At 49.5% G+C, this 16,819-nt stretch carries 11 protein-coding genes; 10 read left to right on the forward strand and 1 reads right to left on the reverse strand.

Annotated features, from left to right (window positions below; genetic code table 11):
- Positions 1–13: 13 nt before the first annotated feature.
- Positions 14–700, reverse strand: coding sequence for a queuosine precursor transporter (locus tag EML15_RS05085; protein WP_144273770.1), 687 nt, complete (start codon positions 698–700; stop codon positions 14–16).
- Between the two features lie 68 nt (positions 701–768).
- Between EML15_RS05085 and gluQRS the strand changes: the two genes are divergently transcribed.
- The 10 genes from gluQRS (at position 769) to EML15_RS05135 (ending at position 16,572) form a co-directional block, all read left to right on the forward strand.
- On the forward strand, positions 769–1,683 hold the full coding sequence (gene gluQRS, locus EML15_RS05090; protein ID WP_144273771.1) for a tRNA glutamyl-Q(34) synthetase GluQRS: 915 nt from the start codon (positions 769–771) through the stop codon (positions 1,681–1,683).
- Between the two features lie 144 nt (positions 1,684–1,827).
- Complete coding sequence (locus EML15_RS05095) at positions 1,828–6,018, forward strand: hypothetical protein (RefSeq protein ID WP_144273772.1); 4,191 nt, start codon at positions 1,828–1,830, stop codon at positions 6,016–6,018.
- A gap of 250 nt (positions 6,019–6,268) precedes the next feature.
- Positions 6,269–8,239 carry a glycosyltransferase gene (locus EML15_RS05100; RefSeq protein ID WP_144273773.1) on the forward strand — a complete coding sequence of 657 codons (1,971 nt, stop codon included), beginning with the start codon at positions 6,269–6,271 and terminating at the stop codon, positions 8,237–8,239.
- Positions 8,240–8,251: 12 nt separating this feature from the next.
- The gene (locus EML15_RS05105; protein ID WP_144273774.1) at positions 8,252–8,761 is read left to right on the forward strand and encodes a phosphatase PAP2 family protein; all 510 of its coding nucleotides are present in this window, start codon (positions 8,252–8,254) and stop codon (positions 8,759–8,761) included.
- A complete protein-coding gene (locus EML15_RS05110) occupies positions 8,762–9,745 on the forward strand; it encodes a decaprenyl-phosphate phosphoribosyltransferase (RefSeq protein ID WP_144273775.1) in 984 nt (327 codons plus the stop codon). It abuts the gene before it with no gap.
- Between the two features lie 356 nt (positions 9,746–10,101).
- Positions 10,102–11,121: an alpha/beta hydrolase family protein gene (locus EML15_RS05115; RefSeq protein ID WP_144273776.1), complete on the forward strand. Its 1,020-nt coding sequence runs from the start codon at positions 10,102–10,104 to the stop codon at positions 11,119–11,121.
- A gap of 178 nt (positions 11,122–11,299) precedes the next feature.
- Positions 11,300–13,216, forward strand: coding sequence for an alpha/beta hydrolase-fold protein (locus tag EML15_RS05120; RefSeq protein WP_144273777.1), 1,917 nt, complete (start codon positions 11,300–11,302; stop codon positions 13,214–13,216).
- A gap of 8 nt (positions 13,217–13,224) precedes the next feature.
- On the forward strand, positions 13,225–13,725 hold the full coding sequence (locus EML15_RS05125) for a DUF732 domain-containing protein (RefSeq protein WP_144273778.1): 501 nt from the start codon (positions 13,225–13,227) through the stop codon (positions 13,723–13,725).
- A 3-nt stretch (positions 13,726–13,728) separates the two neighbouring features.
- Positions 13,729–14,661, forward strand: a complete 933-nt coding sequence (locus tag EML15_RS05130) for a cutinase family protein (RefSeq protein ID WP_144273779.1) — start codon at positions 13,729–13,731, stop codon at positions 14,659–14,661.
- Positions 14,662–14,736: 75 nt separating this feature from the next.
- The gene (locus EML15_RS05135) at positions 14,737–16,572 is read left to right on the forward strand and encodes a FadD32-like long-chain-fatty-acid--AMP ligase (protein WP_144273780.1); all 1,836 of its coding nucleotides are present in this window, start codon (positions 14,737–14,739) and stop codon (positions 16,570–16,572) included.
- The last annotated feature ends 247 nt before the right edge of the window (positions 16,573–16,819 follow it).

Raw genomic sequence — 16,819 nt, forward strand, 5'->3', positions numbered from 1 at the left:
TGGTAGTGGTCGCTTAGTAGTTCTCGCGGTTTTTCACCCAACGGATTACCAAGTATGTAATTGGCATAATCACCACTTCGATGAGGGTTTTCCATAAAAAGCCCACCAGAATGTAATTGACGGTATCGCCAATGGTGGTGATGCCAATTACTGGTGCTGCGATAAGGCAGAAAATGAGGGTGTCGCCGAACTCGCCCACAATAGTGGAGCCGATGAGACGCTGCCACAGCGATTTTTCTCCGGTGCGTTTCTTGATTGCTGTGAGCGTCCATGCGTTGAGTAGCTGACCGACGGCATAGCCGCATAGGGAGGCGAGCACGATTTGAGGCACGAGTGCGAGCACTGCCTCGAATGATTCTTGTCCTTCGTAGAAGTCTGCCCCTGGGAGCCAGATGGCGATGTAGAAGGAGAGCACTGCCAGGATTGTGGTGAAGAAACCAGTCCAGATTGCTCGTCTGGCTGCACGGAATCCATAGCATTCAGCGAGGACGTCGCCGAGAATATAGGCGGCGGGGAACAGGAAGAAAGCGCCGTCGGTAACCAGTGGTCCAATGGCAACGCCTTTGGTGGCGGTGATATTGGAGATGAGGAAAATTGCCACAAAGAGTGCTAGGAATACTGGGTAGAATGAGCGTTGTACTGGGATATAGCGCGGTGCGGAGTCGTTGCGCGTAGCGTTATTGATGTTGTTATCTGTCACGCGTCAAAGTTTAGGGTAAATACCTTGCGGAAGCTATATTTGTCGCATAAATGCGTAGCATGGGCGCTATGAGTTCTTTGTATGGTGCAGCTACGGGTGGAAGTGCAGGTGCTGGTCGGTATGCGCCTAGTCCTAGTGGTGATTTGCACTTTGGTAATCTGCGCACTGCGGTTGTGGCGTGGCTTTTTGCCCGTTGGTCGTCGCGGGAGTTTTTGCTGCGTGTGGAGGATATTGATACGCAGCGTTCTTCGATGGAGTCGGCGCGTCGGCAGTTGGAAGATTTAGCTGCCATTGGGTTGGATTGGGATGGGGATGTGGTGTATCAGTCCCAGCGTCACGACGCTTATGCGCAGGCATTGAGTGCTTTGCCGGTATATGAGTGCTATTGTTCGCGCAAGGAGATTAGTCAGGCGGCGAGTGCTCCTCATGTGATTCCGGGGCATTATCCTGGTACGTGCCGGCAGTTGAGTGAGCAGCAGCGTGCGGATAAGCGCGCTGAGTTGGCGGCGGTGGGGCGGGTGCCTGCGTTGCGTTTGCGTGCTGAGGTTACCCAGTGGACTGTGCAGGATTTTTATGCAGGTGCTGTCACGGGTGATGTGGATGACATGATTTTGCGACGTGGTGGGCAGCAACCTGATTGGGCATATAATTTGGCGGTTGTGGTTGATGACGCTGCCAGCGGTGTGGATCAGGTGGTGCGTGGTGATGATTTGCTTAGTTCGGCGCCGCGCCAAGCGTATGTGGCGCATTTGTTGGGGGTACAGGTGCCGGAGTATGTGCATGTGCCGTTGGTGCTCAATGATGGTGGTGTGCGGTTGGCTAAGCGTGATGGGGCGGTGACTTTGAGGCAGTTAGGTGATCCTGCTGCCGTGGTGCGCGAAATAGCGTTTTCCTTAGGCAGTTCTGCGACTTCTTTGCAGGAATTATTGGCAGATTTTAATCCTCGATCGATGCCAAGAACTCCTTATATTTGGCGCCATTAAGCGCTTTTCGACGCTCATCCTAGGGTGAGTTTGCGGGGGTGATTGTGCGTTTTTGGTGTGTTTTTCGGTTGGACATTTTTATGGGGGGGGGGGGCTACTCTTTAGGTGTTTTATGTTTTCTTAAGGTTTTTCTAAGGAGTGTTCATGGGGAAGAAACACTGGTTGCTGCGCTGGGTAGGTGCAGTGATTATGACTACTGGATTATTGTCCAGTGGTACCTGGGGTGGTGCTAGCTCTGGCTTGAGCACGCCCGTGGTGTGGGCTGCTGATGAAACAACAGCACCAGCAGCGGATACTGCTAGGGGGAAGCAGCTGCCTGATTCTGTTATTAAAAACATGACAGTAACCGCTGATCCTGATAACAAAGAAGAGTTTGTGTTGACTGCTGATTTCGCGTTCCCTGATGACGCAAAACCAGGAGATTATGTTGAATTCGAGGTGAAAAGCCAAGTTTTAGAGCAGACTCCTCAGTCTGCTACTACTGGACTTGGAAGTAGTTTGCGGTTGAAGGATACTGCGACAGGAAAATACATCGCTAGTGTTAAAAATATACCTTCTGGTTATCGTGTGACGTTGCTGCCTGGTTCTGAGGGGTTAGTTAATCGTACGGCACAATTCACGCAAACAACGGTGGTTCCTAAAGCTTCATGTGATCGTGATCCTACGTCGGTGAAGATTACCGCAACAACGATTGATTCACAGGGTAATGAGCATGTGTGGAGTGTGCATAACACGGTAGAGCGTAAATGTGAAACAGCTGCTAATCCTCTACCTAGGGGCACGGTTGTGGGTATGCCCATTCCGTCGATGCAGTGTCACCCCTCTACTATGGCTTTGCGCTATTGGGACATAGACAGAGAGGGAGCTACTCAGGGCGCGGGTGTGTACGGTGGTGCGAAGGGTCGTGTGTTTGTGACTCCGCCGATTGGTGATGCGGGTGCCGCGAACGAAACCTTCCAAGATTTGTATGTGCGTGTACGTGTCGATGAAGCACAAACACCCATGAAAATAACGAAATTTGCTGAGGATGCGAAAGTTGAGTTGAATAGCTTCTCAAGTGGCGCATACGCTGAGGGTGGTTTTACTAATAAGAATGGTGGTTGGGAGCCTGGTGACCTTGGGACTAAGTACCCTTCTGGTACTCCTGTGCCACCACAGGCCTATGTGTATCCACCTGACTTTGATGTTGCTGGTGTGAAAGCAAAAGCACAACCAGGAACCAATGGACTAAGTGAATCTTTCGATTGGAACAGTAAAACAATTACTCAAGAAGACGCTACTGCTTTAGGTAAATTGTTTGCGGATGCTTATAAGGCGTGGAAGGAGGCTCATAAGCCTGAGGTGATTGGATCTAATGATGATCCTGCAAATGGTACTGTGTACGTGGACTATAAGATCCCTGGATTATATAAACCTGTGATCATGCAAAACGCCTGGGGCGAAGATGTTGCTTCCTTGACGCTAGCGGAAACTACTACCACCATTGGTGCGGATGGTAACGTTCCTGAATCCGAAGTGCAGGAAATGCTAGATAGCAGTAAGTTGTATCACATCGGTCTTTTGGGTTCTGATGTGTTTGCTCCGTATTCTGGTGCTGCGAAGTACAACACTATCCTGACGTATTCGACTGATCCTGAGAGTTTTAAGTCTGGTCAGGGGCATACGGGTACTGGCGCTCATTATGGTTCCTGCGGTGAAGACGATGTTACATCGTTTACTGCTCAGGAGGGTATTGCTGCGGGTGATCCGTTGCCATCAAAGCCTGATACCACACCAACATCGTCTGTGACACCGTCTACCTCATCGTCTGCACCGTCGACTACTTCTTCTTCATCGGTGACGCCATCATCCACGACTTCTTCTACTTCTTCTTCGGTTGAGCCTACGTCGTCGTCTTCTGCGCCAACAACATCATCGTCGGTTGAGCCTACACCATCAACCTCGTCGTCTGTTGTTCCTACGTCTTCGTCGTCTGTTCCGGTGGTTCCTGTTGAGCCGGTGAAGATCCCTGGTGTTCGGGTTGTGAAGTTGATTAATGGTGAGGATGCGAATCGTGAGCCTGGTGTTGCTGTGAAACCTGGTGAGTCGTTGAACATTTCGTTTGAGGTGTCGAACACGGGTGAAACACCACTTAAAGACGTGACTGTAACAGACGATCAGATTAAGAATGCTCAGGATATTGTGTGTGAGAATAAACCAGAGGTTCTTGCACCGGGTGAGTCGTTTACGTGTACTGCCACGTTGCCGGCACCAAGCTCTGGTGTCACACATAAGGATACTGCGACAGTAACTGGTACTCCGGTTGATGAGGAGGGTCATCCTGTGGGTGATACTCCTGTCACTGATGATGATTCGGCGTTTGCGTGGGTGGATGAACCACAAAAAGAGGTGAAGAAGCCTTCTATTACAGTCATTAAGAAGATTAATGACGATGATGCGAACACGAAGCCTGGTGTGAAGGTTCAACCAGGTGAGGATATGGACATTGTGTTTGAGGTGACCAATACTGGTTCCGCAACACTGGAAAAGATTGACCTCACTGATAATGTGATTCCAGCAGACCAGATCACCTGTGAGAACAAACCTGAAACCCTCAAGCCTGGTGAGTCGTTTACGTGTTCTGCGACACTCAAGGCTCCTGCTTCGGGTGATCATGTGAACATCGCAACGGTTGAAGGCACACCAGTGTACGCCGATGGTGAGACTGGCCCTGATTCTCCTGTGCGTGATTCTGATGAGGCGAATGCGTGGGTGGATGAACCACAAAAAGAAGTCAAGAAGCCTTCCATTACAGTGGTGAAGAAGATTAACGGTGATGATGCGAACAGTAAGCCTGGTGTGAAGGTGTCACCTGGTGAGGATATGGATATCGTGTTTGAGGTGACCAATACTGGTTCCGCAACACTCGGTGACATTACTGTGTCGGATAATGTGATTCCAGCAGACCACATTACCTGTGAGAACAAGCCAGAGACTCTTGCTCCTGGCCAGTCGTTCACCTGCCATGCGACACTCAAGGCTCCTGCTTCGGGTGATCATGTGAATATCGCAACGGTTGAAGGCACCCCAGTGTATGGTGATGGTGAGACTGGTTCTGATTCTCCTGTGCGGGATGTTGATGAGGCGAATGCGTGGGTGGATGAACCACAGAAAGAAGTCAAGAAGCCTTCCATTACAGTGGTGAAGAAGATTAACGACGATGATGCGAATGCTAAGCCTGGTGTGAAGGTGTCACCTGGTGAGGATATGAACATCGTGTTTGAGGTATCGAATGATGGTGATGTGGCACTCGGTGACGTTGCATTGTCGGATAATGTGATCCCAGCGAAAGATATCATGTGTGAGGATAAACCAGAGTCACTTAAGCCTGGTGAGAGTTTCACTTGCACCGCGACACTGAAGGCACCATTGTCTGGTGATCATGTGAATATCGCAACGGTGGAAGGTACCCCTGTGTACGCGGAGGGTGAGTCTGGTCCGACTGATCCTGTGTTGGATTCTGATGTTGCTCGTGCGTGGGTGGATGAGCCTGAGAAGGTGGTGAAGGTTCCTTCTATTACTGTGGTGAAGAAGATTAATGGTGATGATGCTAATAGCAAGCCTGGTGTGAAAGTACAACCAGGTGAGGATATGAGCATCGTGTTTGAGGTGTCGAATACTGGTTCGGCAGTACTGGAAAGCATTGACCTTTCGGATAATGTGATTCCATCGGATCAGATCACGTGTGAGGATAAACCTGAGTCACTCGCCCCTGGTGAGTCGTTCACCTGTCACGCATCGTTGAAGGCACCATTGTCTGGTGATCATGTGAATATTGCAACCGCCCAGGCGACACCTGTGTATGGTGATGGTGAGACGGGTTCTGAGGGTCCGGTGTTGGATGTGGATGTGGCTCGTGCTGTGGTGGTGGAGCCTGACCAACCAGAACAACCAGAAGAAGAGAAGCCTTCTAAGCCTGCCAAGCCTGCTGAGTCTGAGGCAGACAAGCCTTCCAAGTCTGAGGCAGACAAGCCTGCTGGGTCGTGTGGTGAGTCTGTGGGTGTTAAGCCTGCGTGTGATACACCAAGCGAACCTGAGTTCAGTAAGCCTGCTGAGCCTGGTGAGTCTGGTGGTGTGATTGCTGGTGAGGTTGTGAAGCATTGCCAGAAACCAACCAACCCTGCTGAGCCTGCCCAGTCTGGTACCAATCCTGCCGAGTCCGGCGAGCCTGTGAAGGCTGAGCCTGCTGCGGGTAAGACCGCTAAGACGGTGAAGGCTGGTGCTCAGACTAATACTGGTGGCAAGACTCAGAAGTCTGGTGCGCGGGTGACTACGGGTGGTCATCTAGCAGCGTAGTGAAAGCCTGCTTCTTAAACAGGCGTGTGTCCTGCACGCGCATAGCACGCATAGTGTGGGCGCAGATGTGGGGTGGTGTAACAAAGCACCACCCCACATTTCACATTCAACACAACGTCGAAAAGCTAAAATGTGGGTTCACAAGCTAAAAGAGCGTGCCAAAACTGAACAGAACGTATAAACCGACTACGCTGGTAGAGCGGAACTGTATGTTACCGCTACTCACAAGAACTGAAAGGTTACAGCATAAATGGGTGTTGAAGAGAAACTGCAACGATTTGTACTTCCACGGGCGGGCGAGCCACGTGATGTGCGGATGTTGTATTTGATTGAGAGTTCGCATAACACTGAGCGTGCAACGTGGTCTGATCGCAATTCAGTCACCATTTCTGCTGGTAACGAACTTAGTTTCTTAACATATTTTAATGCTTTTCCCGCAAGCTACTGGCGACGTTGGTCCCAACTTGACACTGTAATTCTCAAAGTGGAAATCTCTGGCACTGCGCGCGTTGATGTGTACCGCTCTAAAATTGACGGCGCGCGTATTGCTGTGGAGGGGCAGGTCGTTAGCGACGGCACCGCCAAATTTGAGCTTTCTCTGGCACCTTTCGAGGATGGCGGTTGGTTGTGGTTTGATCTGACCGCTGAAACTGATGCCACCATTGTAGAAGCTGGCTGGTATGCGCCTCATGCACCTAAAGCACAGATTTTGCCTGATGGTACCCAGGTTGGCCCATTTGAGCCGCGAGTAACCGTGGGTATCCCGACGTTCAACCGCCCGACAGATGCGGTTGCTGCTTTGGAAGCATTGGCCAGCGATCCTGAGGTAGATGCAGTGATCGACACAGTCATTATGCCTGACCAGGGCAATAAGCACCCTGCTGATGAGCCAGGTTATGCTGCGGCAACGGCTCATTTTGGCAAGCGATTCTTTGAGTTCCGTCAGGGCAACCTCGGCGGGTCTGGTGGTTACTCACGCATTATGTATGAGGCACTGGGGGGCAGTGATGGTACTGGTGCAGCGGGGGCGAAGAAGAGTCCTTATATTCTCTACATGGATGATGACATTGCCATTGAGCCGGACTCGATTTTGCGTGCGTTGCAAATTGCGCGTTATGCAAAGACGCCAATTCTTGTGGGTGGTCAAATGCTTAATTTGCAAGAGCGTAGCCACTTGCACACTATGGGCGAGGTCATTAACCGCGCTGATTTCATGTGGACTTCAGCGCCACACGTTCACTATGACCACGACTTTGCCGAGTTCCCGCTATCGGAGCGTAATCCTTGGCATGAAAAGAGCTCAGTTGATCTGCATCGCCGTATCGACGCTGAGTTTAATGGTTGGTGGATGTGTATGATTCCACGAGTTGTAGCAGAAGAAATTGGGCAACCTTTGCCACTGTTCATTAAATGGGACGACGCGGAATATGGTTTGCGTGCTGGTAAGCATGGTTATCGCACTGCGACCTGGCCGGGCGTGGCAATCTGGCACATGGCGTGGAGTGATAAAGACGACGCTATCGACTGGCAGGCTTATTTCCACTTGCGTAATCGACTTATCGTGGCAGCAATGCATCATGAGGGGGGCGTCGAGGGCATTATCCTCAGTATGCGAAAAGCAACGATCAAGCATCTTATTTGTCAAGAGTATTCCACTGTTGCTATCCAAAATGAGGCGATGAAAGACTTCCTCGCAGGTCCTGACCAGCTCTTTGATATTCTAGAAAGCTCTTTGCCTCGTATCGCAGCCATTCGGAAGAATTACTCGGATGCGGTTGTGCTTCCTACTGCTGCTGAGCTGCCAAAACCAAGCGGTTTGCCACAGGGAGTGCCTATTAAGTTCGTGGGCGGTAGGTTTATGCAGGCGCGCAAGGCTGCCTGGATGGCCAAGGGATTGCTGCACTCATTGCGCAAAGAAGATAAGCAGCACCATGAAGTACCTCAGGCGAATTTGGCTCCTATCGAGGCGCGCTGGTTTAGCCTTTCGCGTCTAGATGGTGCCACAGTTACTACTGCCGACGGTCGTGGCGTAGTGTATCGCAAGCGTGACCTGGCGAAAGCGAAGGAATTGCTTGCTGAGTCTTGGCATTTACAAAAGGAAGTCGCCGAGAAATTTGCTGATTTGCAGCACCAGTACCGTAACGCAATTCCGAATCTGACGACTAAACAAGCGTGGTCACAGATTTTTGATGCAGACGCAGCTGCAGATACTCACAAGTAAGGCTAGAGGTAGATGGCTAAGCAACAACTCGAAGCAGACATTCTTGTCGAAATACAAAAACGGTGCGTCGATAAGCCCGGGGCGCTGCAGATAGCGCGTGGTATGTCGCACTTTGGCGAACACGCTCTTGGCTGGATGGGCATAGGTGCTCTTGGGGCGCTTATCGACCGCAAGCGACGGGCTTCTTGGCTTAAGGTAATTGCCTCTGCTTTTATTTCTCATGCAGCTAGTGTGGTTATCAAGCGCATTGTGCGTCGAAAGCGTCCACATGATTCTCGAATAAAAATCGGAGTAGCAACACCAAGCAAGTTGAGTTTTCCAAGCTCGCACGCCACGTCGACCACTGCGGCATTGGTGAGTATTTCCTTATTGGCCAAGAGTTCTTTGCCGCTTATCGGCGTGCCAGCAATGATGTTGTCGCGTATGGTTCTTGGCGTGCACTATCCAACTGATGTGCTCGCCGGTGCAGCATTGGGTGCTGTGACCGCTACATCCGTCGAACGATTGGGGAGAGGTAAATAAATGGCAGAAGAAACCGCCATTATTGGTTCTGAGCCACATACCGAAGGACTCGACAATAATAAAAAACGCAAGCCACCAAAAAATCTTATCGACGGTATCTATAAGGCATTGCGCCCAAAGCAGTGGGTAAAAAACGTGTTGGTGCTTGCTGCACCAATGGCGGCGGGTACCGATGTGCTCTTGGATAAGAGAACACTGCTTGATGTGCTTATTGCTTTCATCGTATTTTGTATGGCAGCATCATCAATCTATTTGATTAACGATGCTCGGGACGTGGAAGCTGATCGCGCGCACCCAACTAAGCGTTTTAGACCTATTGCTGCTGGTGTTTTGCCTATTAGCCTGGCTTATATCATGGCAGTGGGGCTGATTGTGGCTGCTATTGGGGTGAGTTTTCTCGCTAGCTCTAGCTATGGCTTAGCAATAGTTATCTCTGTGTATATTGCTTTGCAGTTGGGCTATTGCTTCGGCTGGAAACATCAACCAGTGATTGACATTGCCCTGGTGAGCTCTGGGTTTATGCTTCGCGCTATGGGTGGCGGTGTTGCGGCTGGTATTGACCTTAGCCAGTGGTTCCTGTTGGTTGCTGCCTTTGGTTCCTTGTTCATGGCATCAGGCAAGCGCTATGCAGAGATTTTGCTCGCGGAGAAATCTGGCGCAAAAATCAGAAAAGCTCTCGAAGGCTACACACCAACATATTTGCGTTTTGTCTGGACGCTTTCTGCTACAGCTGTGGTGATGTCCTACTCGCTTTGGGGCTTTGAGATGGCTGCTCACAGTGACAATTCGGCTGCTTCTGTTTGGTATCAAGTGTCTATGGTGCCGTTTACCGTGGCGATTTTGCGCTATGCTGCCGATGTTGACCGTGGCAATGGTGGTGCTCCAGATGAGTTGGCGCTGTCTGACCGCCCGCTCCAGATCCTTGCACTAGCGTGGGTGGCGTGTATTGCTACTGCTGTATATATCATCCCTACTTTTGCTTGATTGGTTGATCGTGTGATTGCGTGATTGCCTGCGCTGACTGTGCGCATATTCCTCTCGTGGTGAGCTGCTAGCTAGTCTGGTAGATCCCCACGAGATTTTTTGTTGTGTGCAGCTTCAATAGAGTTTTTATGTGGCGTAGTGCATGACGGTTGATTAGCCCTAAAAGGTGAGTTATAGTGGGAAAGTCGTATAGCATCGCTGTTACTGATTTTTCTGTTCAAGTTTTCTTTTTCTAAAAAATAGAAAATTGTGTAACGAATTGAATCATAATGCAGATATGAGAAAAGACGAGGGGATAGTTTCTATACCTAATTATGGGTGTGAGCTGCTTCAAGGTTTTATTTTCTAGGAGAATTATGAGTTTTGTATCTCGGCTGCGTAATGCAGGGAAAAAGGCTACTGCTGCCCTAGCTGTAGTGGCAACAGTTGCCAGTGTTATGGTTGCTGGTACTGGAGTTGCTTCAGCTAATCCACGTGAGGCATTGCGTGCAGATGCTACTGGTACTTGTGAATGGGATGCTGTTCAGTATTGGGTGCAGCGTTGCGATGTATTTTCTCCATCTATGGGGCGCAATATCCCGGTACAGATTCAGCCAGCTGCTCGTGGCGGTAATGCAGCTCTTTACCTTCTTGATGGTATGCGTGCTACAGATACCGAAAACGCATGGACTCACTTCTCTAATGCGCCAGCAAAATTCGTAGATAATAACATCACTCTTGTTATGCCTGTTGGTGGTGCAGGTTCTTTCTATATTGACTGGAACTCACCAGCAACATTTTTACCAGGTGGGGTTGTTTATCGCTGGGAAACATTCCTAGCTAATGAATTGCCTACCTATCTTGAGCAGAACTTTGGTGTAGCGCGTAATAACAACTCCGTTGCTGGTCTGTCTATGGGTGGTACTGCTGCTCTTAACCTTGCTGCAAAGCATACGGATCAATTCCGTCAGGCACTGTCCTACTCTGGTGTGCTAACTATGAATTCACCAGGTATGTATCCACTTCTTGCTATTGCGTTGCTTCAAGTAGGTGGTTTTAACATCAACTCAATGTATGGTGGCTATATTTCTCCTGCACGTTTTGAGAATGACCCATTCTGGAACATGGACGGACTACGCGGTAAAGATGTTTATGTCTCTGCAGCAAGTGGTATTCCTGATTTGCCAGATCTTTCTGCACCACAATACTTTGCTGATGGTGCTGCATTAGAACTTCTCAGCCGCGAAAGCACTCTTGTATGGGAAGCAAAAGCACGCCTTACCGGCATCAATGTTACTTCTGATTACCCAATCCTTGGTATCCACAGCTGGGCACAGTTTGATTCTCAGCTTTCTAAGACGCATGACCGCATCTTGAATGTTATGAATGCTTGGTAATTTTTAAGTCTTTATTTTCGCATGAAACCCGTGCCCTATTGGGCGCGGGTTTTTGTATCTCAAGGTTTGCGGAATCCTTGCGGTGTGTCTTAGCCGAAACCTTCAAGTTGAACTTAAACTTAAGGTTAATAAAGTTCATAAAGTTCGGTCTACATAATTTTAGAAAAAGGATTCCACCATGCGTGAGACTGTGTTGAAGATGAAACGGCATACGCCCGTGCTGATGAAAGCACTGGCAGTACCAACAATCATTGCTACTGGTGCAATGATTGTGCCTGCTCATGTTCATGCGCAAGAAGTAGTTGATAAAATAGCAACACAAGTTTCACAAATTGCACAACCACAAGATGCTGGACAAGCACCAAATCGAACTGAGCATCCAGTGCTTACCGGCTTACCTGATGGGGTCAGCATTGACCGAGTAGAGTGGTTGAGTGATCGTCGTATAGCTATTTTCATTCGCTCTGCTGTCATGCCTGAGCAACCAATCCAGGTACAGATGTTGTTGGCACGCGATTGGTTTGCCGCTCCGGATCGTTCCTTCCCAGCTGTGTGGGCACTAGACGGATTGCGAGCTTCTGACACTGAAAACGGTTGGACTGCCCATACCAATATCGCACAGTATTTCGCTGATAAAAATGTCAATGTCATCTTGCCTGTGGGCGGCGAGTCCTCGTTCTATGCAGATTGGCAAACCCCAAATAACGGCAAAAACTACAAGTGGGAATCCTTCCTCATCAATGAGCTTATTCCAGTGTTGCGCGAGGGCTTTAGAACTAACGACGACCGTGCAATCACAGGTATCTCTATGGGGGCTACAGCAGCAGTCAACATTGCTGAGCACCATCCCGAACTCTTTAAGTTTGTTGGTTCTTTCTCTGGCTATCTCGACGTCACCTCCAAAGGAATGCCTGAAGCAATACGTGGTGCTCAAGCAGAGGTAGGTGGCTATGATTCCACTGCAATGTGGGGTGAGCCTGGCTCACAGGGCTGGAAAGACCATGATCCAAAATTGGGGGTAGAAAAACTCAGAGGCATTACCACCTATGTTTCTGCTGGTACCGGGCGTGATGACTTTGGTCAGCCAGGATCTGTAGCAACAGATCGTGCAAACTATGCTGGTCGTGGTTTAGAGGTTGTGTCGCGCATGACAACCCAAACTTTTGTCGATACCGCTAAGCGTCAAGGCGTGGAGGTTGTGCAGAAATTCCGCCCAGCTGGAGTGCATAGCTGGCCATATTGGCAATTTGAGATTGCTCAAGCATGGCCGTATATCGCCGATTCCCTTGGGCTTGGCGACGCTGACCGTGGTTCTTCTTGCGCTGCTGTGGGCATTATTGCTGAGGCGGTAAAAGATGGTCGATTAGGGGCGTGTACCAATAATGAATATCCTCTTGGCGCAGGAAAAGCTGAGGATTTCGTCGGCGGGCGAGTGTATTGGTCGGAAAATACCGGAGCAAAGGCGCTCACAGGAAAAATCAATGCGTACTACTCTAAGATCGGTGGTCCAACCTCATGGCTAGGATTCCCGGTTTCTGAAGAAAATCGCCTTGATAATGGCGGCTTTGCTGTGTTCGAGCGCGGCGCAGTGTATTGGTCTGAAGAAACTGGTGCCCATGCGGTACCTCGTGATTTTGTGGATACGTGGGGCACAGTGGGCTGGGAAAAGGGCGAGCTTGGTTTGCCAGTTGCCGAGCCTGTGATGAAAGACGACATTTTGACTCAGCAATTCCAGGGCGGCTTCATCTTACGCAATAAAGAAAATAAGACCTTCCTATTCAAGGGAGAGTTTGCTAAGCGCTATGGCGAGCTTGCGGAGACTCTCGGATTGCCCACCACCAACGAAATACCTGTGAAGGGTGGCAGCTATCAAGAGTTTGAGAAAGCCATAATGTACTGGTCAGAGCCTACAGGCGCTCATTTCATTAAACGTGGTGATATCTTCGACGCTTGGGCTAAGCAGGGCTTTGAGCAAGGCGAATATGGTTTCCCACGAGAAGATCAAGCAGCAATTCCAGCTGGTGGCGAAGAAATGAAGTTTGAGCGCGGTATTATCCGTCAAGTTAATGGTCGTATTGTGGAAGAGAAGAACTAATGCCTCTAATGATTCCGAAAAGCCTACGGACTAGCTTGGGTGGCCTTGTCGTCGTCAGTGCTGCTTGTGTGCTTAGTGCTTGTGGTAGCGCTACAGTGGAAACCGATAGTGACGCTACTTCTGTGCCACCTTTGACAAGAAGCGCAAGTGCAAGCAGCACTCCGACTACTACCAGCAGTAGTGGTAGCGCACCAGTGGCACAGGATAGTGCTGCGGTATCCGATCGTGCTGGTCAAGAGATTAGTGAGATCCCTGCTGGGGTATTGGCACTTTCGCCAGAGGATCAGCGCTATATCAATGCACTCAAAGAGGCTGGCGTTGATGTGAACGGTATGGAAAACCAAATTATTACTGCAGGAACACTGGTGTGTAAAGCGCAAGATGATCAGATTGCTGCTGCCACAGCGAAGGTTGTCGCTGGGCAACTTATTGAACAAAACCGCTCTAAACTCGAGTATGCTGAATTAGTAGCACAGATTGATAAAACCGCTAGAGAGGCATACTGCTAGCTTATGAGAAAGCTCTTTACTGTTGTCGCAACCATTGTCGTACTAGGAATTATTCTCCTGGGGGTGGGAAAATGGTTCATTGACCGAGGAGCGCAACAGGGTAGTCAGGTGGCCGAACCGCAGCCACCTGCAGCAGAGCAACCACACCAAGAACAATCTCAACAATCAGATTCCTGCCCGGCAGTAGAGGTCATTGCTGCCCCTGGTACCTGGGAATCACGAGTCGGTGATGATCCCACACATCCCACTGCTAATCCTCGTTCCTATATGCTCAGCATTACCCAACCCTTGCAGGAGCGTTTCCCCGCGGAACAAGTCAAAGTATGGACTCTGCCATATCCTGCACAGTTTAGAAATATCAACGCGATGAATGAAATGTCCTATGACGATTCACGCACAGAGGGAACTCGCTTATTAGAAGAAGAACTCGCCAATATGTCAGCGCAATGCCCAACGACGGATTACATCATCACTGGTTTTTCCCAAGGCGCAGTCATAGCTGGTGACATTGCCAACAAAATTGGTACTGGTACCGGGGTGATCCCGGCAGAGCGGGTGCGTGGCATTGCTTTAGTGGCTGATGGTCGTCGCGAGAATGGTGTGGGACAAACCGTAGGTAATCCTGTTGGTGGCGTTGGAGCTGAACTTGCGTTGCATCCTGTGGAACTACTGGTGCAACCTATTGTTCCTGGTGCAAGTATGCGTGGACCGCGTCCGGGTGGTTTTGGCACCATTAGTGATCGAGTATTCCAAATATGTGCTGCAGGGGATGCCGTATGTGATGCTCCAGCTGCTATTAGCGACGCTGCTTCGGGGGCACAGTCACTTGTGCAAGGCAATGCTGTTCATGCGCAGTATGCGACCAACCCTAATGTTGTCCCTGGTTCTACCGCTAGTGAGTGGATTGTGTCCTGGATTAGTGACCTTGTTCAATAACCCTTATCAAGATACATTAAAGTTTCGTGCTAAAAAGTAATATAATAATAAACATTACGAAAGCAAGGAGAAATAATGGATCTACATTCTGCATTAGGGCAATTTTTTGATGAAAAGGGTGCCATCAAGCTCGCACCTCATATCACCCTAGCAGGGTTGGGGGAAATGCTTTACCAAGCCGATAGTGCTGCTGGGGGGCAAGAACGAACAGTGCTTGATTTTTGGGAGTTCGGTACTGCTCATGAGGGAGCGCACCAGCCCAGTTCATACACTCGCAAAGAAGTCAATACCCGGATTAAAGCCACTGCCTCACGCTTGCAACATATCGCATCGGTGGGGGATAAAATTGTCATTCTTGCTAATAATTCGCCAGAGTATTTATTTGGTTTCATTGGGGCGCTTTATGCCGGAATGGTTCCCATTCCACTCTACGATCCACGTGAACCTGGGCATGCTGATCATCTTTCCGCTGTACTGGGAGATTCTAAGCCAGCAGTAGTGCTGACCAATACCGCGTCTGCCGCGGCTGTGCGATCACTCTTTGCTCATATTCCTGCCCGACAGCGACCACGCATTATAGCTATCGACGCTTTGCCAGACACTCTCGCTGTCCAATACACCCCCGTCGAGAGCTCAACGATTGCTGGTCAGCAGGCTCTTGCGCCTATTGATATGCCAGCCTTTTTGCAATACACCTCTGGATCTACCAGGGTACCTGCCGGAGTTATTCTCACTAACCGCTCTATTGTGACAAATGTGCTGCAAATTTTTACTGCCGCAAAGCTCAAGACCCCGTTGCGTATAGTTTCTTGGCTGCCATTACACCATGATATGGGCATTATTCTGGCAACTTTTGTGGTGCTTTTGGGAATAAAATTTGATCTCATGGCACCGCGTGATTTTGTGCAGCAACCACAGCGGTGGATACGTCAGCTGCATCGTCGTAAAGACGATGGTCATATCTATTCCGTGGTACCTAATTTTGCTTTGGAGATGTCTGCTCGTTACGGATTGCCACAAGAAGGCGAGGAATTAGACCTTAGCGCTATCGACGGTCTTATCATTGGTTCTGAACCAGTGACTCAAAAAGCAGTAGAAAGTTTTGTGGCGGCCTTTAGTCCTTATGGTTTGGAAACGAATGTCCTACGTCCATCCTATGGATTGGCGGAAGCGTCTTTGCTGGTTACGACACCGCAGACTGATCGTCGTCCGCTGATTAGTCATTTTGATCGGGATGCCTTGGCGCAAGGTCGAGCAGTTTTGACCGCGGAAAGTGAGTCAAGTGTTGCCATTGCTTCCTGCGGGCAAGTGGTGCGCCCACAGTATCTGACCATTGTAGATCCTGAAACCAAGCAGGAGCTTGAGGATGGCATGATAGGTGAGCTATGGGCTCATGGTGAGAATATGGCCGCAGGCTACCTCGATCGCCCAGAAGATACTGCGGCAACCTTTGCCAATACTCTTTCTGCACGGTTAGCAGAGAACTCTCGTGTTCACGGGGCACCTCATGATGGGTGGATGGCATCAGGTGATTTAGCTGTGATTGTGGATAACGAAGTGTACATCACAGGCAGATTAAAAGATTTGATTATTATTGCTGGTCGTAATCACTATCCGCAGGATATTGAATACACCGTTGAACACTCTAGTGCGCATATCCGACCCGCTGCGACGGCCGCCTTTGCGATAGAGAGCGAGGACGTAGAACAGCTTATTATCTTGGCAGAGCGTGATGTCAACGCCCAAGCACATGATGATGCAGCAGCAATAGAGGCTATCCGCGCAGCAGTAAGCGACGCACATGGCATTGTGCCTGCCGATATTCGTATCATGGCACCCGATGCTATTGCTCGTTCCTCCTCAGGAAAAATTGCGCGGAGAGTGAATAAAAAGAACTATCTGCAACAATAATCACACGGTATGAAGTTAAATCCTTATAGGTTTTTCTCATCACCAGAGCAGCTAGGTTTTGTTGAGCTAAATAGATAAAATATGTGCTGCTGACTACACATTTTTTTGCGCGTGTGCGTGAAACAAAAATGAGTAAGCAGTCGATAATAGACAGATAGGTATGCTGTCCGAATAATACGGATGGCACAGAGTTTTGTAGATAATAGATTGAGGTTTATCCTGCATGGGGCAAGAGCAGCGCACTTCC

It is taken from the genome of Corynebacterium sp. sy017 (assembly GCF_017918135.1).
GTDB lineage: Bacteria > Actinomycetota > Actinomycetes > Mycobacteriales > Mycobacteriaceae > Corynebacterium.

Coding starts and splice junctions, on each gene's coding strand:
- EML15_RS05110 (WP_144273775.1), top strand. CDS start 8,762: ATGGCAGAAGAAACCGCCATTATTGGTTCTGAGCCACATACCGAAGGA.
- EML15_RS05125 (WP_144273778.1), top strand. CDS start 13,225: ATGATTCCGAAAAGCCTACGGACTAGCTTGGGTGGCCTTGTCGTCGTC.
- gluQRS (WP_144273771.1), top strand. CDS start 769: ATGAGTTCTTTGTATGGTGCAGCTACGGGTGGAAGTGCAGGTGCTGGT.
- EML15_RS05105 (WP_144273774.1), top strand. CDS start 8,252: ATGGCTAAGCAACAACTCGAAGCAGACATTCTTGTCGAAATACAAAAA.
- EML15_RS05095 (WP_144273772.1), top strand. CDS start 1,828: ATGGGGAAGAAACACTGGTTGCTGCGCTGGGTAGGTGCAGTGATTATG.
- EML15_RS05115 (WP_144273776.1), top strand. CDS start 10,102: ATGAGTTTTGTATCTCGGCTGCGTAATGCAGGGAAAAAGGCTACTGCT.
- EML15_RS05130 (WP_144273779.1), top strand. CDS start 13,729: ATGAGAAAGCTCTTTACTGTTGTCGCAACCATTGTCGTACTAGGAATT.
- EML15_RS05135 (WP_144273780.1), top strand. CDS start 14,737: ATGGATCTACATTCTGCATTAGGGCAATTTTTTGATGAAAAGGGTGCC.
- EML15_RS05120 (WP_144273777.1), top strand. CDS start 11,300: ATGCGTGAGACTGTGTTGAAGATGAAACGGCATACGCCCGTGCTGATG.
- EML15_RS05100 (WP_144273773.1), top strand. CDS start 6,269: ATGGGTGTTGAAGAGAAACTGCAACGATTTGTACTTCCACGGGCGGGC.